Origin of the sequence: Shewanella sedimentimangrovi, assembly GCF_017354965.1 — a bacterium.
GTDB lineage: Bacteria > Pseudomonadota > Gammaproteobacteria > Enterobacterales > Shewanellaceae > Shewanella > Shewanella cyperi.
Genome location: NZ_CP071502.1, coordinates 2,968,207 through 2,987,431 on the forward strand (window position 1 = coordinate 2,968,207; position 19,225 = coordinate 2,987,431).

12 protein-coding genes are annotated in these 19,225 nt (G+C 56.5%); 6 read left to right on the forward strand and 6 right to left on the reverse strand.

Annotated elements, in window-relative coordinates:
• Positions 1-148: 148 nt before the first annotated feature.
• The 4 genes from JYB85_RS13040 to rlmD form a co-directional block, all read right to left on the reverse strand.
• Entirely contained in the window at positions 149-1,786 is a 1,638-nt protein-coding gene (locus tag JYB85_RS13040; protein WP_207320415.1) for a CTP synthase, read from the reverse strand.
• 96 nt (positions 1,787-1,882) lie between these two features.
• A complete protein-coding gene (gene mazG, locus JYB85_RS13045; protein ID WP_228730104.1) occupies positions 1,883-2,692 on the reverse strand; it encodes a nucleoside triphosphate pyrophosphohydrolase in 810 nt (269 codons plus the stop codon).
• A gap of 131 nt (positions 2,693-2,823) precedes the next feature.
• Positions 2,824-5,028 carry a GTP diphosphokinase gene (gene relA, locus JYB85_RS13050; RefSeq protein ID WP_207379641.1) on the reverse strand — a complete coding sequence of 735 codons (2,205 nt, stop codon included), beginning with the start codon at positions 5,026-5,028 and terminating at the stop codon, positions 2,824-2,826.
• Between the two features lie 110 nt (positions 5,029-5,138).
• Complete coding sequence (gene rlmD, locus JYB85_RS13055; RefSeq protein WP_207379642.1) at positions 5,139-6,476, reverse strand: 23S rRNA (uracil(1939)-C(5))-methyltransferase RlmD; 1,338 nt, start codon at positions 6,474-6,476, stop codon at positions 5,139-5,141.
• Positions 6,477-6,575: 99 nt separating this feature from the next.
• Between rlmD and barA the strand changes: the two genes are divergently transcribed.
• The 5 genes from barA (at position 6,576) to JYB85_RS13080 (ending at position 14,919) form a co-directional block, all read left to right on the forward strand.
• Positions 6,576-9,401 carry a two-component sensor histidine kinase BarA gene (gene barA / locus JYB85_RS13060; RefSeq protein ID WP_207379643.1) on the forward strand — a complete coding sequence of 942 codons (2,826 nt, stop codon included), beginning with the start codon at positions 6,576-6,578 and terminating at the stop codon, positions 9,399-9,401.
• Positions 9,394-9,993, forward strand: coding sequence for a YjaG family protein (locus JYB85_RS13065; protein ID WP_207320420.1), 600 nt, complete (start codon positions 9,394-9,396; stop codon positions 9,991-9,993). Before barA ends, JYB85_RS13065 begins: the two co-directional genes overlap by 8 nt.
• Positions 9,994-10,087: 94 nt before the next feature.
• Positions 10,088-11,044, forward strand: a complete 957-nt coding sequence (locus JYB85_RS13070; RefSeq protein WP_207382071.1) for an AEC family transporter — start codon at positions 10,088-10,090, stop codon at positions 11,042-11,044.
• Between the two features lie 111 nt (positions 11,045-11,155).
• Positions 11,156-12,817 (forward strand): DNA repair protein RecN, encoded by a 1,662-nt coding sequence (gene recN / locus JYB85_RS13075; protein WP_207379644.1) that lies wholly within the window; start codon positions 11,156-11,158, stop codon positions 12,815-12,817.
• Between the two features lie 278 nt (positions 12,818-13,095).
• On the forward strand, positions 13,096-14,919 hold the full coding sequence (locus JYB85_RS13080) for a thiamine pyrophosphate-binding protein (protein WP_207379645.1): 1,824 nt from the start codon (positions 13,096-13,098) through the stop codon (positions 14,917-14,919).
• Between the two features lie 6 nt (positions 14,920-14,925).
• Here JYB85_RS13080 and JYB85_RS13085 read toward each other — a convergent pair whose 3' ends face one another.
• Positions 14,926-15,141, reverse strand: coding sequence for a hypothetical protein (locus JYB85_RS13085; protein ID WP_207379646.1), 216 nt, complete (start codon positions 15,139-15,141; stop codon positions 14,926-14,928).
• 181 nt (positions 15,142-15,322) lie between these two features.
• Between JYB85_RS13085 and JYB85_RS13090 the strand changes: the two genes are divergently transcribed.
• Positions 15,323-15,931, forward strand: a complete 609-nt coding sequence (locus JYB85_RS13090; RefSeq protein ID WP_207379647.1) for an SOS response-associated peptidase — start codon at positions 15,323-15,325, stop codon at positions 15,929-15,931.
• 62 nt (positions 15,932-15,993) lie between these two features.
• Here JYB85_RS13090 and carB read toward each other — a convergent pair whose 3' ends face one another.
• A complete protein-coding gene (carB, locus tag JYB85_RS13095; protein ID WP_207379648.1) occupies positions 15,994-19,224 on the reverse strand; it encodes a carbamoyl-phosphate synthase large subunit in 3,231 nt (1,076 codons plus the stop codon).
• Position 19,225 lies beyond the last annotated feature (1 nt).

The window sequence follows — 19,225 nt, forward strand, 5'->3', positions numbered from 1 at the left end:
TCGACTTAAGGTTAAAGTGAAAAGAAAAAACCAATACCTATAACAGCGCCTGGTACCCCTTAAGAAACTGGCATGGGTATTTGATTTTAGCTGTCCCCACTTGGGGACAAAAAGGCCGGAGCTGCAAGTGCAGCGCCGGCCCATGGGATTAGCTCAGGTTGCGTTTCTGATACGCACTGGCTGCCGCCACAAAGCCTTCGAACAGCGGATGGCCGTCACGGGGCGTGGAGGTAAACTCCGGATGGAACTGACCGGCCACAAACCAAGGATGATCGGCAAGTTCGATCATCTCCACCAGCTTGCGGTCAGATGACAGGCCACTGAATACCAGACCAGCCTGTTCCAGTCGTTCCACGTAATTGTTGTTTACTTCATAGCGGTGACGATGACGCTCGATACAGCTGCTGCCCTTATAAGCCAGTGCTGCCTTGGTGCCTTCCTTGAGATGGCACAGCTGCGCACCCAGACGCATGGTACCGCCCAGATCCGAGGCTTCATCACGCTGCTCAATATTACCTTCTTTATCGATCCATTCTGTGATGAGACCCACAACCGGATAAGGCGTTTGCTTGTTGAACTCGGTAGAGTGCGCATCTGTGAGGCCGGCCACGTTACGGGCGAACTCAATCAGTGCCACCTGCATACCAAGGCAGATACCGAAGTAAGGCAGCTTGTGCTCACGGGCATACTTGGCGGCCAGGATCTTGCCTTCGACGCCGCGCTCACCGAAACCACCGGGAACCAGGATACCATCCAGACCTTCGAGCACTTCATCGCCCTTGGCCTCAACGGTTTGTGAATCGATGTACTTGATGTTGACCGTCAGACGGTTCTTCAGACCCGCGTGTTTCAGCGCTTCGTTCACCGACTTGTAGGCATCAGGCAGCTCAATGTACTTGCCGACCATGCCTATGGTGACATCGCCATTGGGATTGGCTTCCTGATAAATCACGTTTTCCCACTCGGACAGATCAGCCTCGGGGCATTCCAGGTGGAAACGCTTGCAAACCAGTTCATCCAGACCCTGTGAACGCAGCAGCGCCGGGATCTTGTAGATGGAGTCCACGTCCTTGAGGGAGATAACCGCACGCTCTTCCACGTTACAGAACAGGGAAATCTTGGCCTTTTCATTAGCTGGGATGGCGCGGTCACCACGGCAAATCAGCACGTCAGGCGCAATACCAATGGAGCGCAGCTCCTTCACCGAGTGTTGGGTCGGCTTGGTTTTCACTTCGCCGGCAGCGCCGAGGAAAGGCACCAGGGTCAGGTGCATGAACAGGCTGCGGTCACGGCCCAGTTCCACCGCCAACTGGCGGATGGACTCGAGGAACGGCAGGGATTCGATATCACCCACTGTGCCGCCGATTTCGACAATGGCCACATCATGGCCTTCACCGCCGGCCAGCACTTTTTCCTTGATGGCGTTGGTAATGTGCGGGATCACCTGAATGGTGGCACCCAAATAGTCACCGCGACGCTCTTTACGCAATACTTCTTCGTAAATACGTCCGGTGGTGAAGTTGTTGCGGCGATTCATCTTGGTACGGATGAAACGCTCGTAGTGGCCCAGGTCCAGATCGGTTTCTGCGCCGTCCTCGGTCACAAATACCTCACCATGCTGAGTTGGGCTCATGGTACCCGGATCGACGTTAATGTAAGGATCCAGCTTCATGATGGTCACGTTGAGGCCCCGTGCCTCGAGGATAGCTGCCAGTGATGCTGCTGCAATGCCTTTACCCAGCGACGAAACCACGCCGCCAGTCACGAAGATATACCTTGTCGTCATGCTGAACCTGAGAAAAATGAGTGTGAATATATGTGCTTGTAAGAAAGCACCAGGACGGGGCGACAGTATATCAAAGCCGCCCGCTTTCGACAAACCTCAATCGGCAGATTTTTCAGCCAACTTGACCTGATCCCAGAAAGCATCAAGGCTGGCGAGGTCGTGATCGGTCAATGATTTGCCATCGGCACAGGCCAATTCTTCCACCGAACGGAAGCGGGTTTCAAACTTGCGATTGGCCTGGCGCAGCGCCAGCTCGGGGTCGATACCCAGATGCCGGGACAGGTTGGCCACCGCAAATAACAGATCGCCCACTTCAGCCGTCAGGGCCTCACGGTCGACGGTCGCGGCGCGGGTTTCCACCAGCACTTCCTCGATTTCCTCGTGCACCTTGGCCACCACGGGATCAAGATCAGGCCAATCAAAACCCACCCTGGCGACCCGCTTCTGGATTTTCAGCGCCCGGCTCAGGGACGGCAGACTCAGGGGCACATCATCGAGCACCGAATGTTTGTCCTTGGCCCTGCGCTCTGTGGCCTTGATGGCTTCCCAGTTGTCCTTGACCTCGCTGCTTGAACTCAGCTCTAGATCGCCAAACACATGTGGGTGGCGCGAGGTGAGCTTGGCGCATATGCGCTTCACCACCTCGCCAAAATCGAACAGCCCCTGCTCCTTGCCAAGCTGACAGTAAAACACCACCTGGAACAGTAAATCCCCAAGTTCATCGGGCAGTTCCTGCAAATCCATGCGCTCTATGGTATCCGCAACCTCATAGGCTTCCTCCAGGGTAAAGGGCACTATGGTGGCAAAACTCTGGGCCTTGTCCCAGGGGCAGCCCGTGTCTGGGTCCCGCAGTTTCTCCATAATATCCAGCAGGGGTTGGATATCGCTATGGATGGATTTACTCATTGGATACATTCCTTAACGCGGCGCTGACGTCATAAAAGGTGACTTCATAAAAGGTAACGTCATAAAAGTCGGGTCATAAAATTCGCGCCATAAAAAAAGAGGCTGCCGGGCAGCCTCTTGACGCTATTGAGCTACAGTCTTCTTGCTTCTATCACGCCATCCACCTGGCCGAGCTTGGACAGCACCCTTGAGAGGCCATCGACGTTATACAGCTCCAGCTCCAGCTCTATGGCGGCGGTCTGGGTCTTAATATCGGACGAGGAACTCATGGCCAGCACGTTGGACTTTTCCGCTGCCAGCACGGAGGTGAGATCCCTAAGCAACCCGGTTCTGTCATTGGCCAGCACCCGCAAACGGATCTTGTAGCCACCGGAGTAGTTCTCACCCCAAACCACATCCACGCTGCGCTCCGGATGGGCGCGCATCAGTTCCTTGACCTGCTCACAGTCGGCCCTGTGCACCGAAATACCGCGCCCCTTGGTGATAAAGCCAAAGATTTCATCGCCGGGCACAGGACGGCAGCACTGGGCTATATGGCTCAGCAGGTTACCAACGCCGTTAACCTCAATCTGATCCCGACTCTTGGTGATGGGTTTCAGCTGGCCCTTCTTGACCAGATCTTCCACCGCCTCTTCATCGGAGATCTCGTGTACCCGCATCCGGCTCTGGACGTGGTTGACCACCTGGTTGAGACGCACATCGCCGCCACCTATGGCCGCCAGCAGGTCGTCCATATTGGTCATGTTGAAGCGCTCGATGGCACTGCCGACATCTTTCAGCGTCAGGCCGACACGGGCCAGCTCGCTCTCCAGCATTTCGCGGCCGGCGGCCAGGTTCTTGTCCCTGTCCTGTTGCTTGAACCAGTGCTGAATTTTGCTCCTGGCACGGGAGGTCTTGATGTAGCCCAGGTTGGGATTAAGCCAATCGCGCTTGGGATTGGGGTGCTTGGAGGTGATGATTTCAATCCGCTCCCCCGTCTCCACCTGATAGGTAAAGGGCACTATGCGGCCATCCACCTTGGCGCCAATGCACTTATGGCCCACCTGGGAGTGAATGTAATAGGCGAAATCGAGCACGGTTGACCCTGCGGGCAAGTCCACCACTTCGCCGGACGGGGTAAAGACATAGACCCTGTCCTCGAACACCTGACTGCGGATTTCCTCCACCAGGTTGCCGCTCTCGACCACGTCTTCCTGCCATTGCAGAATTTTGCGCAGCCAGTTGATCTTCTCTTCGTAGCCGCTTTGCTTGCCGGCGTGGCCTTCCTTGTATTTCCAGTGGGCGGCGACCCCGAGCTCGGCATCCTGATGCATGGCCTCGGTGCGAATTTGAATTTCCACCGTTTTTCCTTCGGGCCCCACCACCACAGTGTGGATGGACTGGTAACCGTTGGGCTTGGGGTTGGCGACATAGTCGTCAAATTCCCGCGGAATATGATGATACAGGGTGTGCACTACACCCAGGGCGCCATAGCAGTCCTGCAAGCGGTCTGTGACTATGCGCACCGCGCGCACGTCAAACAGCTCATCGAACTTGAGGTGCTTGCCCTTCATCTTGCGCCAGATGGAATAGATGTGCTTGGGCCGGCCATAGACCTTGGCGCGAATGTGCTCCTCGTCCAGCTTGGCCTGCAAATCGCTGACAAAGCGATCGATAAAGGTTTCCCGATCAATGCGCTTGCCATCGAGCTGCTTGGCGATCTCCATGTAGGTCTCGGGATGCAGGTAGCGGAAGGAAATGTCCTCCAGCTCCCACTTGAGCTGACCTATGCCGAGGCGGTTGGCCAGCGGGGCGTAGATGTCGGCGATTTCCCGCGCCAGCAGCACCCGGGTTTCCTCGTCGGCATTTTTCACCGCCCGCAGCAGGCATACCCGCTCGGCCAGTTTAATCACCACGGCGCGCACATCCTCCACCATGGCCAGCAACATCTTGCGGATATTGTCTATCTGGGATTCGTTGTCGCGCCCCAGATTATTGAGTTTCAGGGTACTGATGGCGTTCATGGTGACCACACTGGCCACCAGCTTGCCCAAACGTTCACCGAATTGCTCACACAGCTTGTCGTGTTTGAGCAGCCCCGCCTCCTGCACGGTAAAGAGCACAGCTGCCTGCAGCGTCTCTATATCCATATTCAGTGGCGCCAATATCTCTATCATTTCGCGGGCACGGGCCAGCAGCGCCTGGTGGGCAACCTTGTCCTTGACCGGCAGGGCTTCCACTGTGCGCAGCAGCTCCAGCAGCATGGCCGCTTCAGCCGGTTCTTCGACATAGCGGGCTACCCACTGGTCGAGGTGAAAATCGGGATCGTTGAAGTGCGCTTCGCGAACTGACACCATCTGTTGCGGATTCCTTATCCCTTGCTGAGGTTAAACACCCTATCTTCAGGATTGCCACGCGCTTGTCAAACGCTGGCGTCCCGTTTGCACATTAAATTTGCTTTATGGCGCTATTTAGCCAATTCAAACAAGGCCATGGCCTCGCTGTGATGGGTCTGGGGGAACATGTCCACCAGCCCCAGGCGAGTGAGTTTGTATCCCGCATCCAGCAGCAACACAGCATCACGGGCCAGGCTCGCCGGATTACAGGACACATAGAGCACCCGAGTTGGTTTCATCTTCTTCAGCCACTTGAGACTCTCATAGGCACCGGCGCGGGCCGGGTCCAGCAGCAGCTTGTCAATCTTGCCGAGCCAGGGCTCGGTGCTGAGATCGGCGCTGAGATCGGCGCCGAAAAAGCGCAGCGTCTCAAAGCCATTGTCGGCGGCATTGCTCCTGGCCTGGAGCACCATCTCGGTCACCCCTTCCACACCCACCACCTCAGCGCCGCGGCTGGCCAGCGGCAGGCTGAAATTGCCCACACCGCAGAAGAGATCCAGCACCCGCTCGCCGGGTTGAATGTCGAGCCAGTCCATGGCCTGCTGCACCATGGCTTGGTTGATGACGCCATTGACCTGGATAAAGTTGCCCGGGGCAAAGGCCAGTGACAGCTTGCCCTGTTCCAGTTGGTATCTGGGCAGCCGGGCTTCACCATGGAGATATTCCAGCTCACCCTCGTTGTCGACAAACAGCAGGCTTATCTTGTGCTCCTCGGCGAAGGCTTGCAGTTGCTTTCTGTCTGCGGCCACCAGGGGGGCGGTAATCCGCAGCACCAGGAAACGGCCATTGTCGGCCTCAATCAGCTCCACATGCCCCAGGCGCTGCTTGCCCTTAAGGCGATTGAGCACAATTGCCAAAGGCGCAATCAAATCCGACAGGGCTTTGGCCAGTACCGGGCACTGAGAGATAGGCACTACGGCCTTGCTGGCCTCGGCACGAAATCCCAGCTGCAACTGTTGCGTATCCTTGTCGAGCAAGGTAGCCAAACGGGCCCGGCGACGATAGTGCCAACCATCGGCGATCAGGGGCTGTTCCAGGGCATCGCTGCCGACACCCGTGCTGCGGGCGAGGATGTTTTCCAGGGCCTGGCTCTTGAATTCACGCTGACTTTCCAGCGACAGGTGCTGCATGTCGCAACCACCACATTCAGCATAATGGGGGCAAGGCGGGGTAATGCGGGCGGCAGATGCGCTTTCAATCTGCAATAATTTGGCCCGGGCATAGTTTTTTTTCTGCTCAATGAGCTGCACCTGTACCCGTTCGCCGGGCAGGGCCCCGGGAATGAACACCCACTTGCCCTCGTGTTCGGCCATACCGGCGCCCAGGTGATCCAACTGGGTCACCTCCAGGCTCAGTTTGGCGGACAGTTTTTTCGATCTGTTTGGTTTTGCTTTAAAAAATTGTGCCATTAAGGTCTCACAATCAATAAATATCTGGTCAAGACAGGTGCCTTTCTGGCAGTCTAATAACCCAATAAGGATATTCTTATCACGGACATACGCAGCCCCATGAACAGCGCCAACAACATGACCAAATACAGTCTGCGTTCCTGGGTTTTGGTGCTCGCGCTGGCCCCCACCATACTGGTGGGTATTCTGCTGGGCAGTTACTTTACCATAAATCGCTTCTATGAGCTCGAAGCAACCCTGATAGAACAGGGCAGTAACATCATAGAGCCCCTGGCCATTGCCAGCGAAGTGGGCCTGGCCGCCAACAACCGGGAAGCGAGCAAACGCCTGCTGGCCGCGGCACAGCTGAACAAGTCCACCCTAGTCAAATCCATCGCCATCTTCGATATCAACAACCAGCTGTTTGTGACCTCCCATTACCACAAGGACTTTGAGGTAATGCGTTACAAGGAGGCCATTACCCAGCTGGCCGGCACAGAACACGAGCAGGTGGGCGATACCCTGATCCTGCGTGCCCCCATTTACAGCTCCATCAAGCCCGGCGCCCTCGACGAGGCAGCCTCTCCCTTGGGGGAGTCCGAGGTTGAGGGTGATACTGTGCTGATGCCTGACCAGTCCAATGCCAAGCTGCTGGGCTATGTCTCGCTGTTACTCAACAAGGAAAAGGCGCTGCTGGAACAGCACAGGGCGGCGGTGGCGGCCTTTATCATAGTGCTCATCGGCGTGCAGCTGAACCTGCTGTTTACCTTCCGTCTTGTGAAAAACGTCACCCAGCCCATTACCGAGATGGTGCGGGTGGTGGCCAAGATCCGTGAGGGTAAGCTGGATACCCGCCTTGAGGGCAACCTGATAGGTGAGCTGGACCTGCTCAAACGCGGTATTAACGCCATGGCGGGCTCTTTGTCGGAATACCACGACGAGATGCAACAGAACATTGACCAGGCCACCTCGGATCTGCGGGAAACCCTGGAGCAGATTGAGATCCAGAACGTGGAGCTGGATCTGGCCAAAAAGCGGGCCCTGGAGGCCAGCCGTATCAAGTCGGAATTTTTGGCCAACATGTCCCACGAGCTGCGTACCCCGCTGAACGGTGTCATTGGCTTTGCCCGGCAGCTACTGAAAACACCGCTGCATACGAGCCAACTGGAATACATCAAAACCATTGAGCGCAGCGCCACCAACCTGCTCGGCATCATCAACGATATTCTCGATTTCTCCAAGCTGGAAGCCGGCAAGATGGTGCTGGAAAATATGCCCTTCGCCCTGCGCGGCAGTCTGGAAGACACCCTGCGCCTGGTGGCCGGTGCCGCCCGGGAAAAATCGCTGGAGCTGGTGGTCGATATCGACCCCGCCATCCCTGAGAACCTGACCGGTGACGGCATGCGTGTCAGCCAGATAGTCACCAACCTGGTGGGCAATGCCATCAAGTTTACCGACAAGGGCAGCGTGCGGCTGCGGATCTTGCTGGCGGCTCAGGATGAGGACTCGGTCACCCTGAGGGGTGAAGTCATAGACACGGGCATAGGCATAGAAGAAGGCCAGCAGGAACTGCTGTTCCAGGCCTTTGGCCAGGCCGACTCCTCCATTTCCCGCCGCTTTGGCGGAACCGGCTTAGGATTGGTGATCACCAAGCGTCTGGTGAACCAGATGGGCGGTCAGATTGGTTTCAGCTCAACACCCGGACGGGGCTCCAGCTTCTGGTTTGTGATCCCGCTGCAATTGAGCCAGTTCCCGATAGCCGACACCCTGCCGCTGAGCAAACTAACCGGCCAGACCGTGCTGCTGTTTGAACCGCGCAAACTCACCCGCAGTGCCATCGCCAACATGCTCAGCCATTGGCAAATGGATCTGGCCCTGGCGCAGGATCTCAACTCGCTGCACCATGCGCTCAATGGCAGGCGCTTCCAACATATACTCATGAGCTGCCATGATTTTGCCGATCTCAAGGCACTCAAGCAGCAAATATATGAAGCCAGACAACAAACCGACAACCTGTTGCTGCTCAATGACTGCCTGGAACCCGAGGTCTATACCCGTGAGTTGCAGGCGGGGGTTGATCAACTGGTGGAGTTGCCGCTGATAGAAACCACCCTGGCGCAATTACTGCTGTATCCGGCCGTAGATAGCGGCTATCAACCGCCGCCATTGCCCGAGCCGGTACCGGAGCGGCGCCATGCCCTCAATGTGCTGGCGGTGGATGACAACCTGGCCAACCTGAAATTGATTGATACCCTGCTCAAGGAACTGGTGACCCACGTGGTGGCCGTCGGCAGCGGCGATGAGGCGGTTGCCCTGGCCAAGAGCCGCAGTTTTGATCTGATATTCATGGACATACAAATGCCCGGCACGGATGGGATCACCGCCACCCGCCTTATCCGTCAGGACTCACTCAACCGCAATACCCCCATCATTGCGGTCACCGCCCACGCCATCAACGAGGAACGGGAGCGGATCCTCGGCAGCGGCATGGATGGTTACCTGCCCAAGCCCATAGATGAGGCCGCCCTTAAAGGGGTCATCAGCCGTTGGCTCACCCGCCCCAAGTTTACCCATTTCGACAGCCGCACCCTCAATTGGGAGCTGTGCCTTACCCAGGCCAATAACAAACAGGATCTGGCGCTGGACATGCTGCAGATGCTGGTAGAATCCCTGCCCGATACCGTGGCCAAAATTGAACTGGCGCTCGACCGGCACGACAATGAGCAGATGGTCACCGTGGTGCACAAATTACACGGTGCCAGTTGTTACTGCGGTGTACCCACCACCCAAAAGCTGTGCCAGGACATAGAGTCCAGTCTCAAACGCGGTGGTGACATTAGCGATGTGGAACCGGAAATCCTTGAGTTACTTGATGAACTAACTAAGGTAGAATCGGCGGCAACCCAAGTGATTTCCCAGATGTCAGCGGACCTTCTTCATGAGTGAAAAACCCGGATTCTTCAAGCGCCTCAAGGCCTTATCTCTGCCACAGAAGCAGTTGTTTGCCACCGCCCTGTGCCAGCGTATGTATCCCAATTACCAACTGTTTGCCGAGGTGTGTGAGTTCGGTGATGCCAAGCTGCTCGATACGGTACTTAACCTGTTGTGGCAATCCCTGTATGACCGCAAGCTCAAGTTGAATCTGGAAATGTATCTGGAAAAGCTCGACGAAATCACTCCGGACCCGGAAAACTTTGATGTCTATGGTGCCTATCCGGCCATGGACGCAATCGTTGCAGTAAGCGCCCTGCTCGGTGCGCTGCAGAGTAAGATTGAAGAAGACATCACCAATATCAGCAAACTGTCCTCCAGTACGGTCGCCAACTATATCGAAGCCATCAGCGATACCGACCTGGAAGATGATGCGCTGGATGACTTTATCTACGGCCACGAAGCCATGGTGGAAGAGCGGGAACTGCAGGCCTGGCTGCTGGATCTGGTGGAAGACAATCCGGAAATGGATGCCGATTTCATCAAGGCATTGCGCAAGGAGCTGGTGAGTCAAGGGGTGTCCAACATAGGCATCAGCGCCCAATAACCCTTCGACCATAGACGGATGGCGACCCCGGTCGCCATCATGCTAATCTGCCCCCAGTGCATCCAACAGGCCCGTCGAGGATTCCTTAGCCATGTTGATGATTTTACTGCCACTGCTGGCAGTGCTGGCCATAATGCTGCTGGGCGCCCTGGCCCAGCGTTTCAGATGGCTGCCATCCAAAACCGACATTTGGCTCAACGAATACGTCTACTATCTCGCCTTCCCGGCCATCCTCTTCATCAGCCTGGCCAAAACCCCCATAGCCACCATACTTAACGGCCCTTTTATCGCCGCCTACCTGTTGGCCATGGTGCTGACCTATGGCCTGTGCCAGAAGCTGTCGCTCCGCTATGGCAGCCACAGTGAGGCCAACATCCGCGCCCTCGCCGTCACCTTTGGCAACACTGCCTTTATCGGCATCCCGGTGCTGATGATGCTGTACCCCGAGGATCCCCTGGCCCTGATGGCCACCGCCATGACCAGCCTGTTATCTGTGGGCATGTTCGCTTTCGCCTTGGTCAAGCTGGATCTGGCCCGCAACAACAGCCCCCGCCATCCCCTGCTCACCATGGCGCGCACCCTGGCGACCAATCCCATAGTGCTCGGGTGTCTGGCAGGCATAGTGGTTTCAGCATTGACGGTTAAGATCCCATCGTCCCTGGATACAGCACTGCAACTGATAGGCAAAAGCTCAAGTCCCTGTGCCCTGTTTGCCATCGGCATAGTGCTGGCCAAGGCCATGCGACGTCAAACGGGTGATGGCAGCCAGTTCAGCAGTGCTACTGAGCAGACCCTGATCAATTTCGCCAAGTTGGTACTGCAACCCCTGTTGGCCCTGGTACTGTTTTCCCTTTTCGGGGTTTCCGGTGAGCTCAGGGTCATGGGCACCCTGCTGGCCGCCATGCCCACGGCCGCCAGTGTGTATCTGCTGGCCCAGCGCTATCAAACCCTTGATGAAAAGTCTGCCCAGTGGATAATGTTGGGGACAGTACTGACGCTGTTGGCGTTACCGCTTTGGCTGGCAGTACTAAATACACTTTTTATTCAATAAGATAAGTAAATACCTTCGCAAGATCCTCACCCGCATATTTACTGTATATAAAATCAGTATATACTGTTCATCAATACAGTGCTTTGGTGAGTTATTCGACAGGAATTCATTATGCTTTGCCAACTCAGCATCAACAATTTTGCCATCGTCCGTTTTCTTGAACTGGATTTTCGCCCCGGCATGACCAGCATCACGGGCGAGACGGGGGCGGGTAAATCCATTGCCATCGACGCCCTCGGCCTGTGCCTTGGCAACCGTGCCGATGCTTCCGCGGTGCGCCCCGGCGCCAGCAAGACCGAAGTCAGCGCCCGCTTCACCCTGGAAGATGTGCCCCTGGCAAAGCGTTGGTTGGAAGACAATGATCTTGAGTTGGATGATGAATGCATCCTGAGGCGTACCATCACCAGCGATGGCCGCTCCCGGGCATATATTAACGGCAACCCTGTCCCCTTGAGTCAGCTCAAGGCCGTGGGGCAATTCCTTATCGGCATCCACGGTCAGCACGCCCACCACGCTTTGCTGAAGAGCGAGCATCAGCTCAACCTGCTCGACAGCTACGCCAATCACAAACTGCTGAGTGACGCCGTGTTGGCCGCCTACCAACGCTGCCGCCAGGTGGAAGCCGAGCTTGAGTCACTGCAACAATCGCAGCAGGAACGTATTGCCCGCAAGCAGCTGTTGCAGTATCAGGTGGAAGAACTGGATGAGTTCAACCTGCAGGCCGGCGAGTTTGAAGAAATTGAAGTCGAGCATAAACGTCTGGCGAATGGCACGGCGCTGATTGAAGACTGCCAGCATACCCTGGCGCTGTTGTCTGAGTCCGATGAGGGCAATATCGAATCCCTGCTCAACAAGGCAGTTTCCCTGGCCGCCACCTTGGAAGGCTTGGATCCCACCCTGGCTCCCATTGGCAATATGCTCAATGAGGCCCTGATCCAGGTGCAGGAAAGCAGCAGCGAACTTGGACGTTACCTGTCAAATCTGGAATTGGATCCCGAGCACTTCGCTTTTCTGGAAGAGCGCCTGTCAAAGGCCATGACCCTGGCCCGTAAACACCATGTCGGCGCCGACAAGCTCCATGAGCATTACAGGGCGCTGGCGAACGAATTGCAGGCCTTGGACTCGGATGAAGAGCAGCTTGAAGAACTGGCGGCCCAGGTTGTGGCCAGTCGCGAGGCCTACCTGCAGCAAGCCCAGAAACTGAGCCAAAGCCGCAGCCGCTATGCCAAGGAACTGGATAAACTGGTGACCCAGTCCATCCACGAACTGAATATGCCCAAGGGCAAGTTCAGCATTGAGGTCAACTTCAACCCCGAACTTATGGGCCCCAACGGCAGCGACAATGTGGAATTTCTGGTGACCACCAACCCGGGCCAGCCCCTGGCGGGACTGGCCAAGGTAGCATCCGGCGGCGAGCTTAGCCGCATTGGTCTCGGGATCCAGGTGATCACCGCCCGCAAGGTGGCAACCCCTACCTTGATATTTGACGAGGTGGACGTCGGGATCTCCGGCCCCACCGCCGCTGTGGTGGGCCGCATGCTGCGCACCCTGGGTGAATCAACCCAGGTGCTGTGCGTCACCCACCTGCCCCAGGTAGCAGGCAATGGCCATCAGCACATGCTGGTCAACAAGCACAGCAAGGCCGGCCAAACGGAAACCACAATGCAAGCGCTTGATAAGGAACAGCGGGTTCAGGAATTGGCCCGCTTGCTTGGCGGTGACACCATCACCAGCAATACCCTGGCCAACGCCCGCGAACTGTTGGCGGGTTAAAACCCTTGGAGTCCCCGGGTTCAAGGATCCGGGGGCAAGTGCCGGATCCGCGTGCCAGAAGCATCAGAATTCCCTCCTGTGCTGTCAAGCCAGCGATACAGCAATAAGCCATTCAATATCATTAACTTACACAAATAGCACCCGCAACTGTCAGGCTGGAGTGCCAATTTAACTTTAAGCTCCATGGCGTCCGCGCCGGCGATACTGATCCAGGTCAAATTTTACCGACCAAATATTACTTAAGCTGCGGCCAATATTTTCCATTGGAGCCACGGCATATGTTGCCCACCATAGAACAGAATTTCGGTCACGCCTACAGCAGTCAACTTCCAGAACTCGGCCACAGCATAGCCAAGTTGTTGCGTTTTTTTGGTGTTGAACGCCTGTACGGCGTTGGCGGTGACTTCGTTGCCAACCTGATCAACAGCCTGGCCACCGAGCTTGAGGTACTGCCTTCAAGCAACGAAATGCACGCCGGCTTCAGCGCCTGCGCCCAGGCCGAATTGGCCGGCATGGGGGTTTGCCTGACCACTTATACAGTTGGCAGCCTGCCCTGCGTCAGTGCCGCCGCCCTCGCCCGTACCGAAGGATTACCGGTGATCTTCCTCTCCGGCGCTCCGGGTGAAAATGAAAACAGCGGTTTGGCACTGCACCACACTGTGCATCCCGGCAGTGGCTGGCACAGGGATTTAGACGCAGCCCTCAATGCCTTCCGGGCACTGGGGATCCGCGCTGAACGTCTTCAGGGCCAGCGTCACAGTGGCCAGCCCAATATTGCTGCCGAGCAATGCCTGGAGCTGCTGAGCTGGGCGCTGCTCAATCGCCAGCCCGTGTATATCGAGGTTCCCAGGGATCTGGTGTATCAGCCCACCCAGGCGCTGTCGCTGCCAGACTCTCTGGGCACATTGAAAGAAAGCCAGAATCTCAATCTGATGGGGGCCGAGCTTATCGCCGCTGAAATCTCTGCCAAGCTGACGGCCGCCAGTCACCCCATGGTATTTCTCGGGGAAAAACTGCGCCTGAATCAGCCACTGTTGGACAGATTGGTGCGTATGTGTGAGCGCCTGCAACTGCCCTACGCCGTCAGCTGGTTTGCCAAAGGTATGGTGGATGAATCAGCCCCCCTGTGCCTTGGTAGTTATAACGGCGTATTCAGCAGCTGCGCCGGCCAGGAGTACATAGATAAAGTAGCCGATTATGTGCTGGAGATAGGCACGGCCATCCTGGCATCGGACACCAACAACGCCTTTGCCAGCGGTACCCACAGGATAGATACCCATGACAACAAAACCATGCTCAAGGGAACGGCCCGTTGGGAAAGGGATATAGTGGCCGTGCTCGATGCACTGGAACAACGCGCCGATCTGCGCCCCTGCGCTAACGTCTGGTGCAATCAGCTGCAGAAATTGCCTCAGGGTGAACTCACATCAACCCTGGGCTACGCCAACCTGGCCAGCGCCATTAACCAGGCCCAAAAGGAACTCGACCAGGGCTTCATCTTTATTCCCGAAGTGGGCAATGCCCTGTTCGCCAGCTTTGAACTGCAGGCCCTTGGCAGTCCACTTGGACGCAGTTTCCTGGCCAACCCCTGGTATGCGGCCATGGGCACCAGCCTGCCCTACGCAAGGGCTGTGGCTGATGAACTGAGAGCCCGCGGCAAGCAACAACCCTTGCTGCTGCTCACAGGTGACGGTGGTTTCAACTTCCAGTCCAATGAGCTGATTAACCTGCAAAAACAGAATGCCAACCTCATCATCCTTTATATGCGCAACAACATTTTCCATCTGGGAAAGGCCGGTGATGCCCCCATCTATGCCTGTAATGACGAGAGGTTCAGCCCCGAGTTGTTGATCCGCGCCTACGGAGGCCAACACCAAAGCTGCGACAGCCAGGCCTCATTGATAGCGGCGCTCAAGGCCGCGGCGAAGAATGGTGGTTTGCATTTGCTGGAGATCCCCACCAGCGTCGACAGGGACAGCCAAAGCGAAACCTGCCACAAACTCAATACCTACATCGGCTTTAAAAATGGTCAGCCGGAGGCAACAGCCGCATGGCATGCCCTGTGCGGTCAAGGCGATGCCTGGGAAGTAGCGGCCCACTGAGGGCCGTCAGAGCAGGCCCTGCTCCAGGGCCATAAAAAACAGCTCTTCGTCACCGGAGACGGCATCGCGAAAGGCCTGATTAAGCGAGGCAATGGCAGCAGCCTCCGGGTGCTGCCTATCGGCTGCCAACTCCCGGTAACGGCGCAAACTGCCTATATTCAAAGGCTCATTGAGCAATTGCCTGGCTTCCTGAAACTTACTGGCGGGGCGGACAAGTGTCATACAGTTTCCTTGTAAACTTGGCCATTGCCACGAGGGGATCCCTCATCAGCGGCAAACAATCTGGCGATTTAGTGTCCAGTGATATCACAGCTAAAGCTGATTAACAGGCCCGACCAGAACAAGTGCGAAAGCGCTTCCAACTTTGCTATTATGCCGAAAGCATGAGTCCCGGGAGCAGCATATGTGTGGCCGATTGAATGTGATAGCCGATCCCCTCTGCCAACTGGTCAGCGAGCAGTTAGGTCTGGACTTCGTCACCGAGGATAAAAAAGATCTCAGGCCCACAGATCCTGTTACCGCCATAGGAGTCGAGCAGGGCCAACTGCGCAGCTGGCTGTGCCGTTGGGGCATTCATCCCCAATGGTCAAAAAGACCGCTGATCAACGCCCGGGTTGAAACGGTCAATCAGAGAAGTACCTTTGCCGACGCCTTCGCCAACAGACGCATGCTGGTACCCGTCACCGGGTGGTTTGAATGGCAACAGCGTCCCGGCGGCAAGCAGAAATGGTTGCTGCGTGAGGCCGAGGGCCGGCCACTTTACATGGCGGCCATTGGATTTGAGCACGAAGGGGAACGACGCCTGGTGACCCTGACCACATCACCCACTTCACAGTGCCAAGCTATCCATTCCCGCATGCCGCTGCTGATCCCCCCAAATGAGTGCGAATTCTTTCTGCGTGGCCATCCCGACGCCTTGCTGCCACTTTTGCAAGCACCTGTCACAGTGGAGCTGGCATTGGAGCCGGTAATCGACAGGATCAGCGAGTCCCCCAACCTGTCTCTGTTCTGACGGCTTTAAGCGACAGCCAATAAAAAAGGCCACCCATAGGTGGCCTTTTTACTCAGGGCCTATCAGGCCTTGGCATTTCTCACGCGCTCGTGCAGCTCCTGCACCGAAGACACGTTGTTACGGTCATCGGCATTGTGAGCCATACAGTTGGCGAATGCAGCGTTCAGGGTAGTGGTGTAGTTCACCTTGTAACGCAGCGCAGCACGTCGCAGTTGGCGTGAATCCTCGATGGCCTGACGGCCTTCGGTGGTATTCACTATGTAGGCATATTCACCGTTCTTGATGCGGTCAAGAATGTGTGGACGGCCTTCGTGCACCTTGTTCACCAGACGTGGGTTGATACCGGCTTCACCGAGGATAACAGCGGTGCCGTGGGTGGCATCCAGCTCGTATCCCAGCTCCAGCAGCTTGGCTGCAAGGTCGGCAACCTTGTTCTTGTCGCTGTTACGCACAGACAACAGCGCACGGCCTGAGCGTGGTACGTCCTTGATAGAGCCCAGTTCAGACTTGGCATAGGCTTCGGCGAAGGTATCACCCACACCCATTACCTCACCGGTAGAGCGCATTTCAGGGCCGAGCAGCGGGTCTACGCCGGGGAACTTGTTGAAAGGCAGTACCACTTCTTTCACTGAGTAGAAAGGTGGGATCACTTCCTTGGTAAAGTTCTGCTGCTTCAGGCTCTGACCTGCCATCACACGGGCGGCAATCTTGGCCAGGGGCACACCTGTGGCCTTGGATACGAATGGCACGGTACGGGCAGCACGTGGGTTAACTTCAATCATGTAGATTTCGTTATCCTTCACGGCGAACTGCACGTTCATCAGACCCACTACGCCAAGCTCAAACGCCAGCTTGGTTACCTGCTCGCGCATCTGGTCCTGAATCGCCTTGGACAGTGTGTATGGCGGTAGAGAACAGGCAGAGTCACCAGAGTGAACACCCGCTTGTTCGATGTGCTCCATGATGGCACCGATAACCACGGTTTCACCGTCACACACGGCATCGATATCCACCTCGGTGGCATCATCCAGGAAGCGGTCCAGCAATACCGGAGAGGCGTTGGATACGCTCACGGCTTCGTTGAAGTAACGACGCAGATCCTGCTCGTCATACACGATTTCCATGGCGCGGCCACCCAGTACATAGGACGGACGAACCACCAGCGGGTAACCGATACGCTCGGCGGCGATAACAGCACCTTCCACTGTGGTCACGGTGTCGTTTTCCGGCTGCTTCATGTTCAGGCGCTTGATGGCCTGCTGGAAACGCTCACGGTCTTCGGCGCGGTCAATGGCGTCGGGGCTGGTACCGATAATAGGTACGCCGGCGGCTTCCAGGGCACGGGCCAGTTTCAGTGGCGTCTGACCACCGTAGTGCACGATAACGCCCTTTGGCTTCTCGATACGGACGATTTCCAGTACGTCTTCCAGGGTGACTGGTTCGAAGTACAGACGGTCTGAAGTGTCGTAGTCGGTAGACACTGTTTCAGGGTTACAGTTAACCATGATGGTTTCATAACCGTCTTCACGCAGCGCCAGTGCTGCGTGCACGCAGCAGTAATCGAACTCGATGCCCTGACCGATACGGTTTGGACCACCGCCCAATACCATGATCTTGTCTTTGTCGGACGGATTGGCTTCGCACTCTTCCTCATAGGTGGAGTACATGTAAGCTGTGTCGGTGGCAAACTCGGCGGCGCAGGTATCCACGCGCTTGTACACGGGGAACACGTTGAAGCGCTCACGCAGCTTGCGGATTTCGCCTTCGCTGATGCCAAGCAGTGCGCTCATGCGGGCATCGGAGAAGCCCTTGCGCTTGAGCTTACGCAGGAAGTCCTCATCGATACCGGTTACGCCCAGCTCTTTGACTTTGGCTTCCAGCTGGATGATTTCTTCAATCTGTACCAGGAACCAGCGGTCGATGTTGGTCAGGCTGAAGATATCGTCCACAGACAGACCGGCGCGGAAGGCATCGCCTATGTACCAGATACGGTCTGCGCCAGGCTCTTTCAGCTCATGGCGGATTTTCTGCAGTGCGTCGGCATCGTTCAGGTCAACGATAGGGTCGAAACCGTTGCGGCTCACTTCCAGGCCACGCAGGGCCTTTTGCACAGACTCCTGGAAGGTACGGCCTATGGCCATCACCTCGCCCACAGATTTCATCTGAGTGGTCAGACGGTCGTTGGCGCCGGCAAATTTTTCGAAGTTAAAGCGTGGCACCTTGGTGACCACGTAGTCGATGGACGGCTCGAAGGACGCCGGGGTGCGGCCACCTGTGATGTCGTTCATCAGCTCATCGAGGGTGAAGCCCACAGCCAGCTTGGCGGCAACCTTGGCAATCGGGAAACCTGTTGCTTTAGAGGCCAGCGCTGAAGAGCGGGATACACGGGGGTTCATCTCGATAACCACCATACGGCCGGTTGTCGGGCTGATACCAAACTGTACGTTGGAGCCGCCGGTTTCCACACCGATTTCACGCAGTACCGCCATGGAGGCGTTACGCATGATCTGGTATTCCTTGTCGGTGAGGGTCTGGGCTGGGGCCACCGTGATGGAGTCACCCGTGTGCACGCCCATGGCGTCGAAGTTTTCGATGGAGCAGACGATGATGCAGTTATCGTTGCGGTCGCGGACCACTTCCATCTCGTACTCTTTCCAACCGATGAGCGACTCGTCAATCAGCAGCTCGTTGGTGGGAGACAGTTCGAGACCCTGAGAACAGATTTCTTCGAACTCTTCCTTGTTGTAAGCGATACCGCCGCCGGAGCCACCCATGGTGAAGGATGGACGGATGATACAAGGGAAACCCACCTGGTCGAGTACCGCGTAGGCCTCTTCCATGCTGTGGGCGATACCGGCGCGTGGACACTCGAGGCCAATCTTCTTCATGGCCTTGTCGAAACGGGCGCGGTCTTCGGCCTTGTCGATGGCATCGGCGGTGGCGCCTATCATCTCAACGTTGAATTCCTTCAGAACGCCTTTGGCTTCCAGCTCCAGGGCACAGTTCAGTGCGGTCTGGCCACCCATGGTAGGCAGAATCGCATCGGGGCGCTCCTTCTTGATGATGTTGCGCACCACTTCCCAGTGGATAGGCTCGATGTAGGTGGCATCGGCCATTTCCGGGTCGGTCATGATGGTGGCCGGGTTGGAGTTCACCAGGATGACACGGTAGCCTTCTTCGCGCAGGGCTTTACAGGCCTGGGCGCCAGAGTAGTCGAATTCACAGGCCTGGCCGATAACGATTGGGCCAGCACCCAGGATAAGAATACTTTTTATGTCGGTACGTTTTGGCATT